This window comes from Corynebacterium sp. 13CS0277, assembly GCF_002994655.1.
Lineage (GTDB): Bacteria > Actinomycetota > Actinomycetes > Mycobacteriales > Mycobacteriaceae > Corynebacterium.
In genome coordinates this window covers 69,446-90,482 of record NZ_PPDL01000015.1, presented here as the reverse complement: position 1 = coordinate 90,482, position 21,037 = coordinate 69,446, and the positions used below count along the sequence as shown (strand labels likewise).

Annotated in this window: 15 protein-coding genes and 1 tRNA gene; 3 read left to right on the top strand and 13 right to left on the bottom strand. The window is 67.5% G+C overall.

Annotation, left to right across the window (positions count from 1 at the left end):
- Nucleotides 1–71: 71 nt before the first annotated feature.
- From C1Y63_RS07935 to dnaE, 4 genes are all read right to left on the bottom strand, one after another.
- Nucleotides 72–449, bottom strand: coding sequence for a hypothetical protein (locus C1Y63_RS07935; RefSeq protein ID WP_106015921.1), 378 nt, complete (start codon nucleotides 447–449; stop codon nucleotides 72–74).
- A 162-nt stretch (nucleotides 450–611) separates the two neighbouring features.
- A complete protein-coding gene (locus C1Y63_RS07930; protein WP_106015920.1) occupies nucleotides 612–974 on the bottom strand; it encodes a hypothetical protein in 363 nt (120 codons plus the stop codon).
- A 254-nt stretch (nucleotides 975–1,228) separates the two neighbouring features.
- Nucleotides 1,229–1,304 (bottom strand) — tRNA-Ala (locus tag C1Y63_RS07925).
- A gap of 105 nt (nucleotides 1,305–1,409) precedes the next feature.
- The gene (gene dnaE / locus C1Y63_RS07920) at nucleotides 1,410–4,982 is read right to left on the bottom strand and encodes a DNA polymerase III subunit alpha (RefSeq protein ID WP_106015919.1); all 3,573 of its coding nucleotides are present in this window, start codon (nucleotides 4,980–4,982) and stop codon (nucleotides 1,410–1,412) included.
- Between the two features lie 242 nt (nucleotides 4,983–5,224).
- On the opposite strand from dnaE, the gene rarD reads away from it, so the two are divergent.
- Complete coding sequence (rarD, locus tag C1Y63_RS07915) at nucleotides 5,225–6,085, top strand: EamA family transporter RarD (protein WP_106015918.1); 861 nt, start codon at nucleotides 5,225–5,227, stop codon at nucleotides 6,083–6,085.
- Nucleotides 6,086–6,131: 46 nt separating this feature from the next.
- Here the strand turns inward: rarD and C1Y63_RS07910 are convergent, their stop codons facing one another.
- The 3 genes from C1Y63_RS07910 to lspA are packed head-to-tail and all read right to left on the bottom strand — an operon-like array spanning nucleotide 6,132 to nucleotide 8,341.
- Nucleotides 6,132–6,893 carry a hypothetical protein gene (locus C1Y63_RS07910; RefSeq protein WP_146128900.1) on the bottom strand — a complete coding sequence of 254 codons (762 nt, stop codon included), beginning with the start codon at nucleotides 6,891–6,893 and terminating at the stop codon, nucleotides 6,132–6,134.
- Between the two features lie 22 nt (nucleotides 6,894–6,915).
- Complete coding sequence (locus C1Y63_RS07905; protein ID WP_106015916.1) at nucleotides 6,916–7,842, bottom strand: RluA family pseudouridine synthase; 927 nt, start codon at nucleotides 7,840–7,842, stop codon at nucleotides 6,916–6,918.
- Nucleotides 7,835–8,341 carry a signal peptidase II gene (gene lspA, locus C1Y63_RS07900; protein ID WP_369831033.1) on the bottom strand — a complete coding sequence of 169 codons (507 nt, stop codon included), beginning with the start codon at nucleotides 8,339–8,341 and terminating at the stop codon, nucleotides 7,835–7,837. The genes C1Y63_RS07905 and lspA overlap by 8 nt, the downstream gene beginning before the upstream one ends.
- A 61-nt stretch (nucleotides 8,342–8,402) precedes the next feature.
- On the opposite strand from lspA, the gene C1Y63_RS07895 reads away from it, so the two are divergent.
- Nucleotides 8,403–9,443, top strand: coding sequence for a hypothetical protein (locus C1Y63_RS07895; RefSeq protein WP_146128899.1), 1,041 nt, complete (start codon nucleotides 8,403–8,405; stop codon nucleotides 9,441–9,443).
- A 662-nt stretch (nucleotides 9,444–10,105) separates the two neighbouring features.
- On the opposite strand, the gene C1Y63_RS07890 is transcribed toward C1Y63_RS07895, so the two are convergent.
- Entirely contained in the window at nucleotides 10,106–10,729 is a 624-nt protein-coding gene (locus C1Y63_RS07890; RefSeq protein WP_106015914.1) for a hypothetical protein, read from the bottom strand.
- Between the two features lie 397 nt (nucleotides 10,730–11,126).
- On the opposite strand from C1Y63_RS07890, the gene C1Y63_RS07885 reads away from it, so the two are divergent.
- Nucleotides 11,127–12,095, top strand: coding sequence for an asparaginase (locus tag C1Y63_RS07885; RefSeq protein WP_106015913.1), 969 nt, complete (start codon nucleotides 11,127–11,129; stop codon nucleotides 12,093–12,095).
- Nucleotides 12,096–12,190: 95 nt separating this feature from the next.
- On the opposite strand, the gene C1Y63_RS07880 is transcribed toward C1Y63_RS07885, so the two are convergent.
- From C1Y63_RS07880 to C1Y63_RS07865, 5 genes are all read right to left on the bottom strand, one after another.
- On the bottom strand, nucleotides 12,191–13,825 hold the full coding sequence (locus C1Y63_RS07880) for a DNA polymerase IV (RefSeq protein WP_106015912.1): 1,635 nt from the start codon (nucleotides 13,823–13,825) through the stop codon (nucleotides 12,191–12,193).
- Nucleotides 13,826–13,859: 34 nt separating this feature from the next.
- Nucleotides 13,860–14,816, bottom strand: a complete 957-nt coding sequence (locus tag C1Y63_RS07875; protein WP_106015911.1) for a DMT family transporter — start codon at nucleotides 14,814–14,816, stop codon at nucleotides 13,860–13,862.
- A 153-nt stretch (nucleotides 14,817–14,969) separates the two neighbouring features.
- The gene (gene ileS, locus C1Y63_RS07870) at nucleotides 14,970–18,158 is read right to left on the bottom strand and encodes an isoleucine--tRNA ligase (protein ID WP_106015910.1); all 3,189 of its coding nucleotides are present in this window, start codon (nucleotides 18,156–18,158) and stop codon (nucleotides 14,970–14,972) included.
- A 590-nt stretch (nucleotides 18,159–18,748) separates the two neighbouring features.
- Nucleotides 18,749–18,904, bottom strand: a complete 156-nt coding sequence (locus tag C1Y63_RS12850) for a hypothetical protein (RefSeq protein WP_199189088.1) — start codon at nucleotides 18,902–18,904, stop codon at nucleotides 18,749–18,751.
- Between the two features lie 228 nt (nucleotides 18,905–19,132).
- Entirely contained in the window at nucleotides 19,133–20,143 is a 1,011-nt protein-coding gene (locus C1Y63_RS07865) for a DivIVA domain-containing protein (protein ID WP_106015909.1), read from the bottom strand.
- Nucleotides 20,144–21,037: the final 894 nt, after the last annotated feature.

Sequence of the window (21,037 nt, the reverse complement as noted above, 5' to 3'; positions counted from 1 at the left end):
GGGGTAGGGCTCGCTCCGTCTACGTGGTGCGCACTTTCTCGTGTCGCTGAGTGTGCAATCTATCGTGTCGCTCAACACGCGGCTTCTTCAGGGGAGTCCCACGGCAGGGACAGGTCTGACACAGCAGGAAGCTGCTCGACAATACCAAGCACCTCTTCGGCGTCATACTGAGCCTGAAACAGTGGGATTTGCTGCACTTGCTCAGGCCACCAGTCAGGAATGCTGATGCCTCGCTCAAGGATGACTTCCGCTACCTCGATGAAGGAATCGCAGAGCATCCCTGCGTTGTAGTAGATCCAAAAGTCCTTCCCGAGGTCCTCCCGGCTCAGCCCCGCGTATTCGACAAGGAAATCGAGGAGCCCAGCGAAGTCGAGCATCGACGCGTCCAGCCGGGCGAAGTACGGCATCGACTCGTAATCGCGCGAACGCAAGTCAGCCAGCTGAACCACTAGGACCTTCCTTCCACATCAATCGGAAACGCGGTGAGTTTTCCCCACCACCGTCAGCACCAATATAGTACTGCGATCTCAGAGAAACACCAGCATAGAACATATCTTTACGTACCCGGGCACAGCCCTTCGCGAGTCTCTGTGGCACAATTACATGGCGCTTCACATGTGCCACGGTGCGGGGTGGTCCACACGGTTGGTGATGTGCCCGGCGATCGTCTGAATTTCTTTCGGCGTGTACGGGGGCCGGAACCGCGGGATACATGCGAGCTGTTCGAACCACCACGACGGCACGGGCACATCACGCACGATCACCTCGTCGACGACGTAGCCCAAGGAGTCCTCCGGGTATCCGCAGTCGAGGCATATCCACGCGTCTTCGTTCAGGTCGTCTCGGGTAATTCCTGCAAGCTCGATGAGGTAGGTGACGAGCGCAAGAAAGTCCTCAAACATCACGTCGTTAGCATCGCTGTGACTCATGGACATGTAATCTCGCGTCCGCATGTCAACCAGTTCAACAGCCATCGCCCTACCTCCTTGAAGCTTCCTTGAGGGGAACGCTATGAGCTTCGCCCCCAATCACCATCGGCATCAGCATCGTACTGCAATCGCACTGTAGCCCCAGCGTGCGATGCCCCGGTTTTCGACCCATCCGACTTGCGTGCGAGTGTCCTTGGGAGTGTCTGAAAAATGTGGGGGATTGTCGCGGGATGGCGTTTTGAGGTCCGTATAGAGGACGCACAAAAGCTCCCTACCTGGAGAAACAGGTAGGGAGCCAGTGGTGGAGCTAAGGGGAATCGAACCCCTGACCTTCTCATTGCGAACGAGACGCGCTACCAACTGCGCCATAGCCCCTGTGAGTCACGGGCACTGCCGGGGTGGCGTGTGTCCGTGTGGACTCCTTAGAGGTTACTCCTTCACGCCCGGGACACAAATCATGCCCCGGGCCTGCGGGTTTTCTTAGGCGTTGACGGGTGCGTCGCCGAGGATTCCGACACCCATGGTGGCTTTGAGGTCGCCCATGAGGGAGCCGGAGCGGGTGACGCGGAGGTTTTCGCCGAGGACCATCATGGTGGTGCGGTCCGCACAGGTGAGGTTGACGTAGACGTCGGATTCACCGGGGTGGGCGGCGAGGACTTCTTTGAGTTTGACGAGGTTGGCGGGGGTGCATTGGTCGGTGCGCAGGGTGATGCGCAGCGGCAGCCCGTTGCCGTTGCCCGCGCCCAGGTCGGGGGTTTTCAGGTCGTCGCAGAACAGGCTCATGCGGTCGTCGCGGATGCTGATGTGCGCTTTGGCGAGGACGATGTTGTCTTCGACGATCTGGGTGGACACCATGGAGTAGACCTTGTTGAACACGAGCAGTTCGACCTGCGCGCCGTTGTGGTCTTCGATGGTGACGATGGCCCAGGGGGAGCCGTCTTTTTTGGAGAAGCGGCGGTCGACGGAGCTGATGATGCCGCCGATGATGACTTCGGTGCCGTGGGTGAGCTCGCCGCCGAGGACGGTGGTGAGTTCGGTGTCGGTGTAGGCGGCGAGTGCGCCCTCAAAGCCGTCGAGGGGGTGGCCGGAGACGTACAGGCCGAGCATTTCACGTTCGTCGTGGAGTTCCGTTTTCCGGTCGAGGGTGGTCTCCGGGATGTCGATGTGGAATGCGCCGGCGAGTTCGGGGTCGGCGTCGCCGAAGCCGGCGAAGAGGTCGTATTGGCCTTTGTCGGCGGCTTTTTTGGTGTTGAGGACGGAGTCGATGGCGGCTTCGTGAATGTCCCACAGGCCGCCGCGGGGGTGGCCGAGGGAGTCGAAGGCGCCGGCTTTGATGAGGGAGCCGGTGACGCGCTTGGAGCAGGCGACGGTTTCGATCTTGTCGAGGTAGTCGGAGAACGAGGTGTAGGCGCCTTTTTCTTCGCGGGTTTTCACGATGGAGGCGACGACGTCTTCGCCGACGTTGCGGATCGCGCCGAGGCCGAACCGCACGTCGTCGCCGACGGCCTGGAAGTTGAGGGAGGATTCGTTGACGTCCGGGGACAGCACCCGAATACCCAGGTGGCGGCAGTCCGCCAGGTAGATGGCGGACTTGTCTTTTTTATCCGCCACGGAGGTCAGCAGGGCTGCCATGTATTCGGCGGTGTAGTTGGCCTTGAGGTAGGCGGTCCAGAAGCTCACCAGGCCGTAGCCGGCCGCATGGGACTTGTTGAACGCGTAGGAGGCGAAGGGCTCGATGGTGTCCCACAGGGCTTTGATGGCTTCCTTGGAGAAGCCGTTGTCGAGCATGCCTTTTTCGAAGGTGACGAATTCCTTGGCGAGGACTTCGGGCTTCTTCTTACCCATGGCTTTACGGAAGCCGTCCGCCTGGCCAGCGGTGTAGTTCGCCACCTTCTGGGAGATCCTCATGATCTGCTCCTGGTACACGATGAGACCGTAGGTCTCTTCCAGGATGTCCTTGAGGGGTTCTTCGAGTTCCGGGTGGATGGGGGTGATTTCTTCGCGCCCGTTTTTGCGGTCGGCGTACGCCCAGTGCGCGCCCATGCCCATGGGGCCGGGGCGGTAGAGCGCGAGCGCGGCGACGATGTCGTCGAAGCCGGTGGGCTCCATGCGCTTGAGCAGTTCGCGCATGCCGCCGGAGTCGAGCTGGAACACGCCGAGGGTGTCGCCGCGGGCGAGGAGTTCGTAGGCGGCGGTGTCGTCGGTGGTCAGGCCCTCAAGGTCGAGGTCGAAGCCGCGGTTGGCTTTGATGTTTTCGATGCAGTCACCGATGACGGTGAGGTTGCGCAGGCCCAGGAAGTCCATCTTTAGCAGGCCGATGGCCTCGCAGGCGGGGTAGGGCCAGCCGGTGATGAGCGCCCCATCTTGGGCGCGCTTCCACATGGGGATGCAGTCGAGCAGCGGCACGCTCGCCATGATGACGGCGCAGGCGTGCACGCCCGCCTGCCGGACCACGCCCTCGAGGCCGAGGGCGGTGTCGTAGATCTTCTGCAGCTCCGGGTCGTTTTGGATGACGGAGCGCACCTCCCCGGCCTCCCCGTAGCGGGGGTGGTTGGGGTCGAAGATGCCCGACAGGGGGATGTCTTTCGCCATGATGGCCGGCGGGAGGGCGCTGGTGATGGTTTCTGCCATCTTGTAGCCCATCTGGCCGTGCTGCACGCGGGCGGAGTCTTTGAGCGCCTGCTTGGTTTTCACGGTGCCGAAGGTGATGACCTGGGCGACTTTGTCTTCGCCCCAGTTGTCGGCGGCGTAGCGGATCATTTCGCCGCGGCGACGATCGTCGAAGTCGATATCGATATCGGGTGCCGAGGGGCGTTCCGGGTTGAGGAAGCGCTCGAACAGCAGCCCGTGCTCGATGGGGTCGATGTTGGTGATCGTCAGCGCGTAGGCGACGAGTGCGCCTGCCGCGGAGCCACGGCCCGGGCCGACGCGGATGCCGATGGAGCGGGCGTGCTTGATGAGGTCAGCGACGATGAGGAAGTAGGACGGGTAGCCCTTCATGTCGATGACTTCGATTTCGTACGTCGCGCGGTCGATGTACGCCTGGGGCACCTGGCCGCCATCGAAGCGGTCTTTGAGCCCTTCCATGACCTCGTGGGTGAGCCAGCTAGTGGGGGTGTGCCCGTCGGGCACGTCCGCGATCGGCATGCGGTCGTGGGTGTGGGGTTCCCAAATGGAGCTGTAGTCCTGCACCCGTTCCGCGATGAGCAGGGTGTTGTCGCACGCCCCGGGCACCATCTCGTCCCAGGTGTTGCGCATTTCCTCGGCGGATTTGATGTAGTAGCCCTCGCCGTCGAATTTGAAGCGGTCCGGGTCGGCGAGCGTCTTGCCGGTCTGCACGCACAGCATCGCCTCGTGCGGCTTGGCCTGGGATTTGAGCACGTAGTGGCAGTCGTTGGTGACCAACGGCGGCAGGTCGAGCTTGCGGCCGATCTCCAGCAGTTCGTCGCGGACGCGGCGCTCGATTTCGATGCCGTGGTCCATGAGCTCGAGGAAGTAGTTGTCCTTGCCGTAGATGTCCTGCCACATGGCGGCGGCCTCGAGGGCCTCGTCGAACTGCCCGAGGCGGAGGCGGGTTTGCACGTCGCCTGAGGGGCAGCCGGTGGTGGCGATGATGCCGGTGGCGTTCTCGGCGATGATGTCGGCGTCCATGCGGGGCCACTTGCCCAGCTGCCCTTCGTAGGACGCCATGGAGGACAGGTAGAACAGGTTGTGGAGGCCTTCAGCGGTTTCCGCCAACATCGTCTGGTGCAGGTACGCGCCGGAGGCGGACACGTCGTCCGCTTTCTGGTGGGCCTCACCCCAGCGGACGCGTTGCTTGTTGAAGCGGGAGCCGGGCGCCATGTACGCCTCGATGCCGATGATGGGCTTGATGCCCGCGTCGACCATCTTGCGGTAGAACGCGTCGGAGCCGAACATGTTGCCGTGGTCGGTCATGCCGACGGCGGGCATGCCCTGCCGCAGCACTTCCTCCGCCAGCAAATCCACCTTCGCCATGCCATCGAGCATCGAGTACTCGGTGTGGTTGTGGAGATGCACGAAGGATTTACTCATGCGGCCATTGTACGGGGGCCGTCAAGCCCCCACCCCGCGGCCACAATCCCGCAGGCCACACCCCATTTTTCACCCGTTTCCAGCAGTGGCACTCCCCCACCCCGGAAGGCCCCCGCCGTCCCCTCCCGCCACGGCACTGCGCGCACGCCCCACTGCCCTCCCCGCGCGCCCCACCCCGCGGGGGCGCACACCGTCGGGTCCGGGTTCGGCGGCAGCGAGGGTGTCGGATACAGTGACTGGCCATGCTCTTCGCCCTCGCCGCCTACCTGTTGTGGGGAGCCTTCCCCGCCTACTTCCCGCTGCTACAGCCAGCCACCCCGCTGGAGATCCTCGCCCACCGCATCGTGTGGACCGCCGTCGTCATGCTCCTCGTGCTCGTGGCGAGCGGCCGCTGGCGGGAGCTCGTGCGACTGTCAGCGCGCACGTGGGCGGCCACGGGCCTGCTCGCGGTGCTCATCGCCACGAACTGGCTGCTCTATGTCATCACCGTCAACAGTGACCACGTCGCGGAGGCCGCCTTGGGCTACTTCATCAACCCGCTGGTCTCTGTCGCTCTCGGCATGCTGCTCCTCGGGGAGCGGGTGCGGGGCCTGCAGTTGGCGAGTGTGGTGCTCGCGGTGGTGGCGGTCGCCTATCTCACGATCATTGGTGGGCAGCCGCCCCTGCTGGGGTTGGGGTTGGCGTTGTCGTTTGGGTTCTATGGGCTGCTCAAGAAGCAAATTGGGATCTCGGCGGCAACGTCGCTTGCGGCGGAGACGCTGATCCTCGCACCCCTCGCGTGCGGGTACCTGCTGTGGTTGGGCCACGCGGGCCGCAGCACGTTCCTCACCGAGGGCGCGGGGCATGCCTGGTTGTTGATCTCGACGGGCGTGGTGACGGCGGTGCCGTTGCTGCTGTTTGGGATTGCTGCCCGCCGGATTCCCCTGTCGACCGTGGGGATGCTGCAGTACATCACCCCGACGTTGCAGATGCTGTGGGCGGTGTTCGTCGTCGACGAGCAGCTGGACACGACCCGCTGGGTGGGGTTTGTGCTCATCTGGGTGGCGGTCGCCCTGTACCTGTGGGATGTGCTCCGCCAGCGGCGCCGCGCACCCCGGACTTAGAGATGTGGCTGCGGGTGGGCCCGCCGCAGGCGGCGCTTGCGTGCGGCTAGCTGCCGCTGCCTCGGGCGCCCGCAGTGGTACTCCCGGCGGTGGTAGCGGCCGTCGTGCCGGCGCCCTCCGCGCGGCGCTGCACGGGGCTGACCCCGAAGCGCCCCCACACGGCCCCGACGGGGGCGGGGTCGATCGCCAGGATCCCGGAGCGCCCCTGCAGTTGCCGAATATCGGCGGCGGTGTCGCGCACGATGAGGCCATCAATGCCGTCGATGGGCAGCCCTGCCCGCTGGGCGCGGCTGAACCATTGGGTGAACACGTCCTCACGGTTCTGGCCCGCCACCGGTTCCGGGAGGGCGAGTTCTTTCGACCCGTCGAACACCAGGGCGCTGACCCGGGTGAGCGGGACGCCCTCGATGACGACGGCAACCTGGGCGGGGCTCAGCGGCTGGGAGAACGACACCAGCGCGTAGACGGTGTCCGTCTCCCCCAGCTCGCCGAGGGCGTGGTCGGTGCGGGCGATGTAGTCCTCCATCGTCTCCCCGGTCTCCCGGCCGATGTGGTCGCCGTTGATGAGCATCGGCTTCGCGGTGCGGTCGCTGCGCGCCAGCACCACCCACAGCCCCAGCAGCAGCACGCCGATGAGCACGAGTGCGGCGACCCGCCGGCGCCGGTAGATGACCTCCGGGGGCACGGGCCGCGGGCCAGCGCCTGGCCGCGCGGTGGGCGCGGGGCGTGTGGTGTCTTCCGCGCGGGGCACGACGCGGCGCGTCACGCGGGACGAACGATCGCCGGGTCTACCGGTCGTGTCGGTCACGGTGGTCTCCGAGGACGTCACGCTAGTCGGCGCGCAGCACGTCGAGGGCGTGCTGCAGGTCGTCCGGGTAGGGGCTTTCGATGAGCATGCGGCGGCCATCGGCGGGGTGGGTGAACCCGAGGGACACCGCGTGCAGCCACTGGCGTTCCAACCCCAGCTTGGCGCTGAGCTGCGGGTCGGAGCCGTACATCGGGTCCCCGCAGCACGGGTGGTGCAGGGCCGAGAAGTGCACGCGGATCTGGTGGGTGCGGCCGGTCTCCAGGTGGACGTCGACGAGGGTGGCCTCCCGGAAGGCCTCCAGGGTGTCGTAGTGGGTAACCGAGTGCTTTCCGTCGGTCGTCACCGCAAACCGCCACCCCGCCGAGGGGTGCCGGCCAATGGGGGCTTCGATGGTGCCGGACAGGGGGTCCGGGTGGCCCTGCACGAGGGCGTGGTAGGTCTTGTCGACGGTGCGGTCACGGAACGCTCGCTTCAAGTGGGTGTAGCCCCGCTCGCTGGCGGCGACGACCATGACCCCGGAGGTGCCGACGTCGAGGCGTTGCACGATGCCCTGGCGCTCCGGGGGCCCGGAGGTGGAAATGCGGTAGCCGGCGGCCGCGAGCCCGCCGACGACGGTGGGGCCTTCCCACCCGACGGTGGGGTGGGCGGCGACACCGACAGGCTTGTCGACGGCGATGACGTCGTCGTCGGAGTACAGGATCGTCATGCCCTCGACGGGTTCGGCGGTCGGCAGGAGCGGCGCGGGTGCCTCAGGCAGGGTGACCACGAGCCACGCGTCGGCCACCAGCCGGTCGGACTTGCCCAGGGCCACCCCGTCGAGGAGCACGTCGCCGGCCTGCGCGAGCTCTGCGGCGACGGTGCGGGAGATGCCGAGAAGTTTCGCGAGCCCCGCATCCACCCGCATGCCGGCCAGGCCGTCGGGCACGGGAAGCTGTCGTACGTCACGCATGCGTCTGTCCTGTCGTCGGGGCGTCGGCGGGAGCATCCGGCTGGAGGAACACCAGCACCACGATGAGTGAGGCGCCGCAGGTGATCGCCGCGTCGGCCAGGTTGAAGATGGCGAAATGACCGATCGAGATGAAGTCCACCACGTGCCCCACGGGGAAGCCGGGGGCGCGGAAGAGTCGGTCGATGAGGTTGCCGGCGGCGCCGCCGGCAATCAGGGCGGTGCCCACCGCAGTGCCGCGGGTGGTGATCCGGGGTGCGGCGATGGCCGCGCCCAGGACGAAGGCCGCCTGGATGAGGGTGAAGACCCAGGTGTGGTCGCGCCCGAAAGAAAACGCCGCACCGGAGTTGAAGGTGAGGTAGAGCCGGGCAATCTCGCCCACGATGGGGGTGGGCACCCCGGGGGTCTGGGTGGCGAGGATCATCGCTTTGCTCAGCTGATCAAGCGCCACCACACCGGCGGCGATGAGCAGCATGAGGGGAACATGGTGGGTCTTCGGCACCCGCCCATCTTGTCACACCCTGGGGCGTGCCGGGGAGACGGGCCGGGTAGATTTGTGGTTTATGACATCCTCCGCCGCCGCTCTCTTCCCGCTGTCTGTCCCGCCCCGCCGCACTGCCGCGCACCCGAGGCTCGCGTCTGTTCCGCGCCGCGTGGCGGCGATGGTGCTGGCGTGCACCCTGGCCGCGGGACTGTCGGCCTGTTCTCAGGACGAGGGCGCCCAGGATGCCGCCGTCGCAGGTGAGGGCAGCGCCCCGCTGGAGGTGGATGCGGCGAAGCTGACGCTCGTCACCCCCGGCGAGGGCGATAAGCGCGTCCTGGCCTACCGCGCACCCGCCGGGGAGGCCCCACAGACCCAGGAGGGCAAGCTGCGCCTGGCGCAGGGGTTCACCCAAGGCATCGGCGACGCCTCGACCTCGCCGCTGCCGGCGCAGGAATCGGAGGTCACGGGCCTGTCGGTGCCGTACACGGCCCGCACGGTGCACGCTGAGGACACCCGCATGGTGACGCTCACCCTGGGGCAGGGGCGCTTCGATGATCTGTCGCGGGCGGGCGACGTCGTCGCCGCGGCCGATGGGTTCTCCATGGCGATGGCGGTGGCCGACACCGGGCAGGTGCGCACCGTGTCCCTGTCCGCCCCGCAGGACGCCACCGATGCGGGCCGGGCGGTGGTGGAGTCCCTGCTCATGGCGCAGCTGGCGACGCCGGTGGTGTTTCCCGCCGAGCCGATTGGTGTGGGCGCGGTGTGGGAGTTGGATTCCCGGGTGCCGGGCAGCAACGCCCTGCTGCAGCACACCACGCTGACCCTCACAGCACTGGAGGGGGACCGCGCCGAGGTCGATGTCACTCTCACGCAGCGCCCCACCCAGTCCGCCCTCGACCTGGGCAGCGTGGGCCGCGAGGGGGAGCTCAAGGTGTTGAGCTCGGAGACGCTGTCCCGCGGCAGCCTGACGGTGGACCTGTCGCAGCCGCTGCCGACGAGCGGCTCGATCGAGGCGATTACCCGGGTGATCTACGGGGAGGACACCCCCGACGCCACGCAGCGGGTCGTGCAGGACACGAGCTTCCTCGTCGACTACGCCCCGCAGCCCACCGCCGGCTAGGCCCCCACGCCCGCCGCGGACACACACCACTGCGGGCACTGATTCCCGTCCCACTCCCCACATCACCCCTATCCGGGGGTAGCGTGGGGAAATTTTTTCGCCCCTCCCCCAACCGGCCGCATCGCCCCCACAGCGGCGCGATCCCCTGCGGCATACCCGGCCCCACGCCACTGCACTGCCGGCCAGCACGAGCGAAAAAGTCGCAGCGCACAACCCCTTCGGGCCAGCGCGGCGCCCCTCGGGCACGACGCCATCCGAGCCGTCACGGCTGCCCCGCGGGGCCGCTGCGCGTTGTGATGCGCGGTGGCGCGAGAGGGGCGCGAGAGAAAAATTTTCTTCCCAAATCGCCCCCACGCACGCGCCCGGTCGCATACATTCCTAAGCACGAAAGCACCGCGCGCCGCTGGCCCGACCTCAGGAGCTCGCGCACCAGGGCCCGCGACCGCGCGGCGCTTTCGCACACGCCGAGACCACCTTCATGGGTGAGGTATGGAAGAGCCCGTGATTCTTTCTCGTCACGGCACACCCCGCCTCCCCCGGGGGTGGTCTCACGCGCGCCAGGGGTAGGTGTGGCATGACGAACGCCCCGGGGCACCTGGTGAGGTGCCACGGGGCGTTGTGCCGCATGGGGCCTGCGATCGTGATGGCCGCAGGCGGCGGGTTTAGTTCTCGGCCGGGGCGTCGGCGGGGGTGTCCGCGGCGACCTCGCCGGGGGCTTCCGCATCGGCGGCGGGTGCCGGGGCGGCGGGCGCGGGGGCGACCTCAGACTGGCACATCGCCGGAACCTGGTCCGGGGTCACGGTGTTGGTGATCAGGGTGCAGGCCCAGGAACGGGACAGCTTCCAGGCGCCGTCCTCGTAGACGAACTCGACGTTCTCCGCGGTCTGGGCGGGGCGCTCCGGGAGGGTGAAGGACACGGTCGCCAGTGCGGAGTTCGGGGTGTAGCCCGGCAGCACCGGGTTGACGACCTGGAACACGGCGCCGGACTCTTCCTTGGAGCGGGTCATGGTCTCGAACAGTTCGGGCGCGGTGTCGCCGTCCTGCACGGTCATGATCTTCTCTTCGACCGGCAGCGCCGGGTCGGTGGCGCGGTTGAGGACCTCGTTGAGTTCCTCTGCGGTGGGGGCGTCGGCCATGGCGGCGGCGGTCGTGGTGGTGGCCTCCGCGGCGGTGGTGGCGGTGGTGCTGGTGGCGGGAGCCTCGTCGTTTTTGTCGCTCGAGCACGCGCCCAGCGTCACGACGCAGGCGACGAGTGCGGCGGCGGCAGCAGCCTTGGGTGTCTTCATGTTTCTCCTTGGGGGTACTTTCACAAGCTCCCCCACCGCCGGTGGCGCGGTGGGCGGCAGGGTGTCCCACACCCTCGTGCACCGCACACAGGGTGCGTCTGCACGTGGCAACCCCGGCGCCGCGAGGCGGCGCGGGGTGCCACAGAAGGTGGGGTACGTGCCCTCCCGGCGCCGGGGCGCCTGGCAGGGATCAGCGTGGGGTGGTGGCAGTCGTCCTGCACACACAACGCACTCATGGTACACCTGTGACGGATGTGAATCGAATGCACGGCTGTGGTTTGCAGATGTGCGCCACCGCAGGAGCATGACCGCCGCAGCACCGCGCCCGGGGTGCGGCCCCCTGCGGGGGCAGCGGCCGCCCTGCCGCGGGGCGTATGCATATGGCAGCATGTTGTGCATGACTTCCCCCGCAGACGTTTCCGCGCCCACCGACCAGCAGCCGGCGAAGGCCATCGTGGTGCTCACCACGGGCGGCACCATTGCCTGCACCCACGTCCCCCAGGGGGAGCTTCTTCCCACGGTGTCCGGGGAGGAACTCGTCGCCCCGGTGCGCGCCCGCTTCGAGGGCACCGGCACGGAGATCCGCGTGCAGGAACTCACCCGCATGGATTCCGCGTCGATGACGTTTGCCGACATCGACGAGATCGTCGAGGCAGTCCACACCATCCTGGAGGACGACACCGTCGCCGGCGTGGTCGTCACCCACGGCACCGACTCCATGGAGGAGACCGCCATCGCGGTGGACACCTTCCACAACGATCCCCGCCCGGTGGTGTTCACCGGCGCGCAGCGCTCCTACGACCACCCGGAGTCCGACGGCCCCGGCAACCTCTTCGAGGCAGTCGTCATCGCCGCAGATCCCTCCGCCCGCGATATTGGTGCTCTCATCGTCTTCGGGCATGCGGTGCTGCCCGCCCGCGGCGCGACGAAGTGGCACACCAGTGACGAGTTGGCGTTCGCCACCAACGGCCCCGAGGAGCCCACCCGCCCGCTACCGATTGTCCCGCACCAGCTCGACGGGATCCGCGTCGATACCATCAACGCCTACGCCGGCGCGAGCGGCGACCTCGTGGATGCGGCGATCGCGGCCGGCACCCAGGGCATCGTCGTGGAGGCCATGGGCTCCGGCAATGTGGGCTCCGCGATGGGGGCGGCCCTGGGCCGCGCCCTGGAGCGCGACATTCCCGTCGTCATCACCACCCGAGTACCCCGCGGCGAGGTGTTCGGCGCCTACGGCGGGGCCGGCGGGGGCGCGACCCTCAACGCGAAGGGCGCGGTGGGCTCCACCTACTTCCGCGCCCCGCAGGCCCGCGTGCTGCTGGCCATCGCTGTGGCCACGGGCCACCACCCGGCCACCCTGTTCTAAACACTCGCCCGTCGCCCACGCCCCACCCTTCTCACGCGGCCCCGCGCCCGCCCGCCTCCCCCGGCAGGGCGGGTACTGCCGGGGGAGGCGGCATATCAGCCCTCTGGTAGCTCCTCCCCTACCGTGCGGTCTTCCCTCCCGGGTACGGCGTCGCCGGGGTCCTCGTCGCTGTGCCCGGCGCGCGCATCCTCCGCGGGCTCCCGGGCGGCAAGTGCGGCTGCGATTTCCCGCTCGCCTAAGCCCCACTCGAGGCTATCCAGCGGGTCCGCCGGCTCCAGGAGGGGATCGTCGACGGCGAAGCTGCGCGCCCGCGGGGTCGTCGTGGTGCGGGTTTCAAAGCGCACGCTGACGACCCCGTGCCCGGAGCCCTGCACCCACCCGTGGCCGTAGTCGGGGTGCCACACGTCGCGGGTGGGCCACCACTCGTGGGTGGGCTGCGGGCCCGCGTCCTCCCCGCCCTCCGCGCCGGAGGCGTCTGTGGGTGCTGGCTGCGGCATCGTCATCCCGGCCTCCCACTCGGCGGCGCGCTCCGCATCGCGGGCCAGCTGATGCTCCTGCCGGGTGGTGACCAGCAGGCGGTCGAGTTCGGGGAACATGACCTGCTGGTGGGCGTGCTCCAGGTTGGAAAAGCTCACGCCGACGAGCCGGATGGGGCCCACGTCCGCCGGGTAGCGCACCAGGGTGGTGGCCTGCAGCCACAGCACGTCTTCGTCGCTGGTGGGGTGCGGCAGGGTGGCGCTGCGGGTGTGCTGGGAGAAGTCCGACAGCTTGATTTTCACGGTGACGGTTTTCGCGCCGCGCGGGTCTTTGCGGAAGCGGCGGAGTGCCGCGTCGAAGGCCCGCCGCAAGGCCTCATCGGTGTGCGCGGTGGTGGTGAGGTCTTGCGGGTAGGTGTGCTCCGCGCCGATGGACTTTGCTTCCTTCCGCGGGGCGGTGGGCCGATCGTCGCGCCCCTGGGCCAGTTCGTGGAGACTACTGCCCGCAGCCTGCCCCAGCAGCCGGACTGCGTCCGCGCGCCGCAGTGCGGCGAAGTCGCCGATAGTGCGGATCCCGGCGGAGTGCAGTTTGGCTTCCGCGACGGGCCCAATCCCCCACAGGCTGCGGACGGGCAGCACACTGATCTGTTCCTGCTGGGTGGCGTGGTGGATGACGTGCACCCCGTCGGGTTTCGCCAGCCCGGAGGCGATCTTGGCGTATTGCTTCCCGGAGCCCGCCCCGACGGAGCTCGGCAGGCCGGTTGTGGCCGCAATCTCCGCGCGCAGTGCCTCCGCCCAGGCCACGACCTCGGAGGCGTCTGCGCCCTGGAGGTGGGCGGGTTCAAGGAAGGCTTCGTCGATGGAGAGCTGCTCGACCACGCCGGCGGCGCGGGAGATGATGTCGAATACTCTGCGGCTGGCGGCGACGTAGACGGCCCGCCGGGGGCGTACCGTGACGGAAGAAAAACCGGCGAGTTTTTTCGCCTGCCACATCGGCATCGCCGAGTGCACCCCGAACGCCCGGGCCTCGTAGGAGGCGCCAGCGACCACGCCGCGCCCGTCGACACCGCCGACGAGCACCGGCCGGCCCCGCAGGGTGGGGCGGGTGAGCTGCTCCACGGAGGCGAAGAACGCATCCATGTCGATGTGCAGCACCCAGCGGCGCGGCTGGGTGGGCGCGCCACTGCTGTGAGCCTGTGCGGCGAGTTCGCCTGCGTCAGGCGGCGTGGCTGTGGGTTCGCTGGGTACTGTCATGGGTTCTCAGGCACACACAGTACAGGCCCGGGGTCTACCCGTCTGAGCAGGAACCGGCACCTGAGGCCTCGGCCGGATCCTCGCGAGGCATCGCTGCGTCTTCGCGGCGGCGGCCACCCGGGGCGGGGCGCTGGGGAGTTTTCCGCAGCGCGACCGCCACCACGACAAGCCCAATCCCGCAGATCTCCACGGGCGTCAGCGACTGGTGGAGCACCAGCCAGCCCAGTACGGCGGCGGTGACGGGGTAGAGCGCCGAGAGCACGGAGAACACGTCCCGCCCGGCAATCCGCATGGCCTGCTGATCGCACATCGCCGGCAACACCGTCGACAGCACCGCCAGCGCAAGCGCCATGCCCGCAAGCGTCGGCACGGGCACCGTCCACCCCGGCCAGGTGACCAGCAGCACCGGGCTGGTGAGCACCGCCGCGTAGAGGAAGCTAATGCCGAGGGACTTGTTCGACAGGCCCGCATTGGCGATTTTCACCCCGGCGATGATGTACAGCGCCCAGCCGGTCGCCGCGCCGAGGGCGAAGAGCACACCCAGCGGGCTGCCCTGCCACTGGGCGCCGCTGACGGCGACGACGCCGAGGACCGTCGCGGCGAGGATGAGCCAGTCCCGCAGGGTGCGGCTGCCAAGGGCGGCGACGACGGCGGGGCCGAGGAATTCGATCGCCACCGCGGTCCCCATGGGAATCCGCCCAATTGCCTCATAGAAGCACATGTTCATGCCGACCATCGCCAGCCCGAAAATCACCGCCGTACGCCCCGGGGTGCCGACGAAAAGCTCCCTTCGGGGCCGAAACAGCACGAGGAGCACCACACTGGCGACGGCGACGCGCAGCCACGCCACCGTCACGGGCGACAGGTGGGTGAACAGGCTGATGGCGACGGCGGCACCACTATAGAGGGACGTGGCCGATGCCACGATGAGCGCCGGGGCGGCGGCAGCCTGGGCTGCAGGGTGCCCAGAGAGGCGATGGGCGGTCGGCATGACTGGGGCAACCTTCCTTCACGGATTCACGGTGGGCGTGGGGCGGGAACGGGGGCTCATAGGTACGCGACACCCCGCCGACGCCAGGAAGAAGAGCACCTGGCGTCGGCGGGGGTACACGGCGGGGGCCGGGGTGCGGCCCCGCGTGGGGTGTTAGGCGTCGACCTTGCGGCAGACGGCGGTCACACCGTCGACCACCTGGTGGGTCTCACCGTCGAGGGCACCGCCGACGATCTCGAAGTCCTCGGCGAGCACCTCCCCACTGATGAGGTCGCGGTGGCGCTGCGCCCACTCGAGGCGCTCCTCGGGCACCGCGAGGGTCACGGCGATGCGGTCAGACACGTCGAAGCCGCTGGCCTTGCGGGCGTCCTGCAGGCCGCGGATCACGTCCGCCGCCCAGCCTTCGGCCTCCAGTTCCTCGGTCAGCGTCATGTCGAGCACCACGAGCCCGCCGACGCCTTCCACCTGGGCGGTGGAGTCGGGGTCAACGGCGACGAGGCGTTCGGTGAACTCGCCCGGCTCCAGGGTGATGCCGTCGGCGACGACGGTGTCGCCTTCGCGGGTGTAGTTGCCGGCCTTGACGGCCTTGATGGCGCGCTGCACATCGCCCCCGAGGCGGGGGCCGGCGACGCGGGCGTTGACGACGACCTCGAAGCGGCCGACGGAGTCCACGTCATCGGTGAGCTGCACGTCCTTGACGTTGACCTCGTCGCGGATGATGTCCGCGAACGGGGCGAGTGCTGCCGAGTCCGGCAGGGCGACGGTGAGCTTCGGCAACGGCAGGCGGTTGCGCAGCTTGTGGGACTTGCGCACCGAGGACGCGGCGGAGCACACCGCACGGGTCTCGTCCATGGCGGCCACCAGTGCATCGTCGGCCGGGTAGTCGGCGGCCTGCGGGTAGTCCGTCAGGTGCACGGAACGTTCGCCCGTGAGCCCCTTGTACATGACCTCCGTCGCGTACGGCAGCAGCGGGGCCGCCACCCGGCACAGAGTCACCAGCACCGTGTAGAGGGTGTTAAAGGCCTCCGGGTGGGCGTCGTCGCCCGCCCAGAAACGCTCCCGGGAGCGGCGCACGTACCAGTTGGTCAGCGCGTCGCAGAACCAGCGCACCTCATCGCAGGCGCGCGCAATGTTCGTATCATCGAGGGCTTCCTGCACCGCGGCCACCAGGTTGTGCGTCTTGGCGAGGATGTAGCGGTCGAGGACGTTGTCGGAGCTGGTGTCGAAGGACGCGGCCTTCGAGGAGTACAGGGTGAGGAAGCTGTAGGCGTTCCACATCGGCAGCAGCGCCTGGCGCACACCCTCCCGGATGCCCTGCTCGGTGACGATGAGATTGCCGCCGCGCAGGATCGGCGAACTCATGAGGAACCAGCGCATCGCATCGGAGCCGTCGCGGTCGAAGACCTCGTTGACGTTGGGGTAGTTGCCCTTCGACTTGCTCATCTTCAGCCCGTCGTCGCCGAGCACGATGCCGTGGGCGACGACCTTGGAGTAGGCGGCCCGATCAAACAGGGCGGTGGCGAGCACGTGCATGGTGTAGAACCAGCCGCGGGTCTGCCCGGAGTATTCGACGATGAAGTCGGCCGGGAAGTGCGTCTCGCACCAGTCCTTGTTCTCGAAGGGGTAGTGCTTCTGCGCGAAGAACATGGAACCGGACTCGAACCAGCAGTCCAGCACCTCCGGGACGCGGCGCATCATCGACTTGCCGGTCGGATCGTCGGGGTTGGGGCGCACCAGCTCATCGATGTAGGGGCGGTGCAGGGAGGTCGGGCGCACACCGAAGTCGCGCTCCAGCTCGTCGAGGGACCCGTAGACGTCGACACGGGGGTAGTTGTCGTCGTCGGACACCCACACCGGGATGGGGGAACCCCAGTAGCGGTTACGGCTGATGTTCCAGTCGCGGGCACCCTCCAGCCACTTGCCGAACTGGCCGTCGCGGATGTGGGAGGGCATCCACTCGATCTGCTCCCGGTTGAGTTCGACCATGCGGTCGCGGAACTTCGTCACGGCGACGAACCAACTCGGCAGCGCCATGTAGATGAGCGGCTCCCCGGAACGCCAGGAGTGCGGGTAGGAGTGTTCGATGGTCTGGTGGCGCAGCACCCGGCCCTTCGCCTTGAGGTCCTTGATGATGTCCTTGTTGGCGTCGAAGACGAGCTGGCCTTCGTAGTCGGGCACCAGGGAGGTGAACTTGCCGTCCATGTCGACGGGGATGACGACCTCGATGCCGTAGGCGTCACAGGTGTTCATATCGTCCTCACCGAAGGCGGGCGCCTGGTGGACGATACCGGTGCCGTCCTCGGTGGTGACGTAGCTTGCTTCCAGGATCTGGAAAGAGTTCGGGTGGTCGGCGAAGTAGTCGAACACCGGGGTGTAGGTCAGGCCCGCCAGCGCGGAACCGGGGAAGGTCTCCACCACGGTGTGCTCCTTGCCGAGCTCCTTGGCGTAGGCGCCGATGAGGTTCTCCGCGAGCAGCAGCTTGCTGCCCCGGAACTCCTCCAGCCCGTCCTCGCCGACCTCGACGAGGGCGTAGGTGACCTCGGGGTTGACGGCGAGCGCCAGGTTCGACGGCAGGGTCCACGGGGTGGTGGTCCAGGCGATGGCGGCCGCGTCGTGCAGTGCCGGGTGCTCCGCCCAGGTGTTCTCCGCGGCGGTGCCGGGCTTGGCGCCCGTCAGCGGCAGCGTCACCGTGAGCGTCGGATCCTGACGCATGCGGTAGGAGTCATCCATGCGGGTTTCCTGGTTGGACAGCGGGGTGTGCTCCGCCCAGGAGTAGGGCAGCACGCGGAAGCCCTGGTAGATCAGGCCCTTGTCGTAGAGGGTCTTGAACGCCCACATGACGGACTCCATGAAGTCCATGTCCATGGTCTTGTAGCCGTTGTCGAAGTCCACCCAGCGGGCCTGGCGGGTGACGTAGTCCTTCCATTCCTCCGTGTACCGCAGCACCGAGGTGGCGCAGTACTCGTTGAACTTCTCCAGGCCCATGGACTCGATTTCGCCCTTGTCCTTGATGCCCAGCTGCTTTTCCGCCTCCAGCTCTGCGGGCAGGCCGTGGCAGTCCCAGCCGAAGACACGGCCGACCTTCTTGCCCCGCATCGTCTGGTAGCGGGGGATGATGTCCTTGACGTAGCCGGTCAGCAGGTGACCGTAGTGCGGCAACCCATTAGCGAAGGGCGGGCCGTCGAAGAAGGTGTACTCTTCGGCCCCCTCACGCTGGTCGATGGAGGCCTGGAAGGTGCCGTCCTGCTGCCAGAACTGCAGCACCTGCGCCTCCATGTCGGGGAACTTGCTGGACCCGCCGGTCAGATCGACCTTGGGGTACACCGAGCCAGTGTCAGCCATAACGTGTGCGTCCTTCTTACTCCACGCCCCCGCAAGCCCCCTGCGAAGCACCCCCGCCCACCGCTCCACGGTGCCGCGGCCCACCTGCTGCACAGCACCCCTGAAAAAACAGGGGGCGCGACAGGGTGGGTCTTCGGGCAGCGCTCGGGTGTGTGGCGTGCGTGCGCGCAGTGACCTGGAGGACGAAAAACCTTAGTCTGACGACCGCCGCACAAGTGCGGGGTGTGTCAGGTGTGCGTTGTCATCCAAACGCCCCCACCTGCCGCGGATGCGACGGGTGCGGGCGGTGCACGATGCAGGGACGCGTGCCGCGCGGTACCACCCTGCTTGGGTGCCCCTTTCCTCCCTTGGCGCGCGCGTCAGCGGCGCGAAGGAGGAGCAGGACACCCCACTTCGTTGGTGTGTTCAAAAGGTCACAGTGCGAGCACTCCCCCGGGTGCAACAGCCACCACGAGAGCTACTCCTCGGGGAATATCGACCCCCGCCTCGCCCGGTTCTACTAGCCACCGCACATGAATCAAGGCGGCTGCGTTCTTCCGGGGCGCTTCCCAGTGATCGCTGGATCAATGCGCACGTTGTTGGGATTTAAGCTACCTGCGCTTGGCCATGTGGTCAAGCGTGAAGAGCACCAGGCCAATAAGCACATCTGCCAGGAGGAGGTAGAGGTAGATGTCGCTGGTGGACTGCACGGCGACCACGAGGAGGCCGAAGCCGATGAGTGCGCACACAATCGCCGCAACCAGCATTGCTTTCCTCGCCTCCAGTGCGAACCCCGGACGCGGCGCGCGCGGGGAGAAAAAGTCATTGAACAGGTGGTGTCCGGGCGCAGCTCTGCGCCGGGCACCAGGGGGTGATTCTAGCGCACCGACCCGCACACCCCCGGGCATGACGACACCCCCGCTGCCCTTGGCGCGTGCGCGCCACGGGAAGCGGGGGTGCGGGGGTTCTCCCCTGAGGCGGGGAGTAAGCGTGAGTTAGGAGTTGTCCGGGGAGCCGGCGGGGGCGGCGGTGCCGCGGGTCTCCAGCTCGGCGAGCTGGCTCTCCAGGTAGCTCTTGAGGCGGGTGCGGTACTCGCGCTCGAAGGTGGACAGCTCGGCGATGCGTGCTTCGAGAGCAGTCTGCTGCTTCTTCACGGTCGCCATGATGTCGGTGTGCTTCTTCTCCGCGTCGGCCTGCAGGGCGTTGGCCTTGTCGGTGGCCTGCTTGATCTGAGCCTCGGACTGGGCGGTCGCCTCGGCGATCATGGTCTCAGACTTCTCCTTGGCCTGAGCCACCATGGTCTCGGACTTCTCGGTCGCCTCAGCGACAGCCTTGTCGGCGCGGGCGCGAGCGTCAGCCAGGGTGTTGGCAGCCTCGGTCTTCGCGGACTCGAGGGTGGCCTTGGAGGAGGCGTTAGCGTCGGAGATGGTCTTCTCGGCGGCGGTGCGCGCATCGTCCAGCATGGACTTGGATTCGGCGCGAGCGTCGTTGGTGAGACGATCGGCCATCTCCTGGGCCAGGCCCAGGACGCGAGCGGCCTGCATGTGGGTCTCGGCGGTCGCCATCTCGCCCTGCTCGGCGGCGGGTGCGGCCACGGCGGCAGCCTGTGCCGGTGCGGCAGCGGCGTTCTTCTTCGCTGCGGCAGCTTCCTCGCGGGCAGCCTTCGCCTCAGCCTGAGCCTTCTCGGTGGCCTTGGTCGCGTCGGCGAGCTTCTTGTCGTACTCGGCACGCAGCTCAGCCTCGATCTCCTTGCGGAGAGCAGCCGTGTCGACCTTCGCGTCACCCTTCGAGGCAGCAGCAGCGGCGGTCGCGCCACCCTTGCCCTTCAGTTCGGCCTCAAGCTCTTCCACGTGCTGGCGCAGGTCAGCGTTTTCTTCCTGCAGCTGGCCCAGAGTGTCCTCAACGAGGTCGAGGAACTGGTCGACCTCGTCCTCGTTGTAGCCACGCTTTCCGATCGGCGGCTTGCTGAATGCGACATTGTGCACGTCGGCTGGAGTCAGCGGCATGAACGTACCTTTCCTACATGGCCCAAACGCGGCAAGCGCCGCACATGTGCCGTTGACGAAGATTCATGAAGAAGTTGTTACCCGACAAGTGTACCCAGGCACACCCGTCAGTGCGTGTAAACCTAGGCCAATTGTGGGCTGTGTCCGAAAAATACACAACTTCACACCGGCTATCTACCCCCTGCATCGGGGGTAGCGCGCAGGTGATGCGCGAAACGTCACACACCCCGATATTCGGAATGCTTCACGGCTCGCACGCCCCGCAGACACGCACCGTGTCGTGGTGCTGCGGGCTGGTGGAGAACTGTCGTGGCAGGCGATCATGGCCTGGTCACCCACCACGGGACAGGGCTTGCCGCAGACCACACACACCCCGACGATCGCGGGGTGCGGCCTGCGGCAGGAGATGCAACAGCACTCCACCGCTGTGGTGACGCACATCGGGTGCGCGCCACCATCCACCTGCCCATCCTGCACGAATTGCCCCCGCACGCGGCTGCGCAACACGCTGGGACCTGCGAAGTTTTCCACGCGGTGCCATCCGCCGCGCGCCCACCCCCAGGCCACGAGCCTCATCCCACTCCTCTCCCACGGCCGAGGATCACGTGCCAACAGCGTGTGCTGCGCCCGCCCGGGACTGCGACCAGCACACACGCCGCACTACCTGCGTATCTGCCGCCACACTCGGCGCAGGCCGGCGGGGCACGCCCCGCGGGTGCCCGGGCAGACGTGCCGACCACGCGCGCTCACCCCACCGCGCGGTGCGCGCCACCGAAGATGACGCACTGCACCCACCCAATTCGAATGCGAATATGTGTAATTTTCGCGGGGGTCACACGAAAGATGGATTTTTCCGCCCGCCCCACCCGAAGAATCCATAAAAGGTTTCGCATG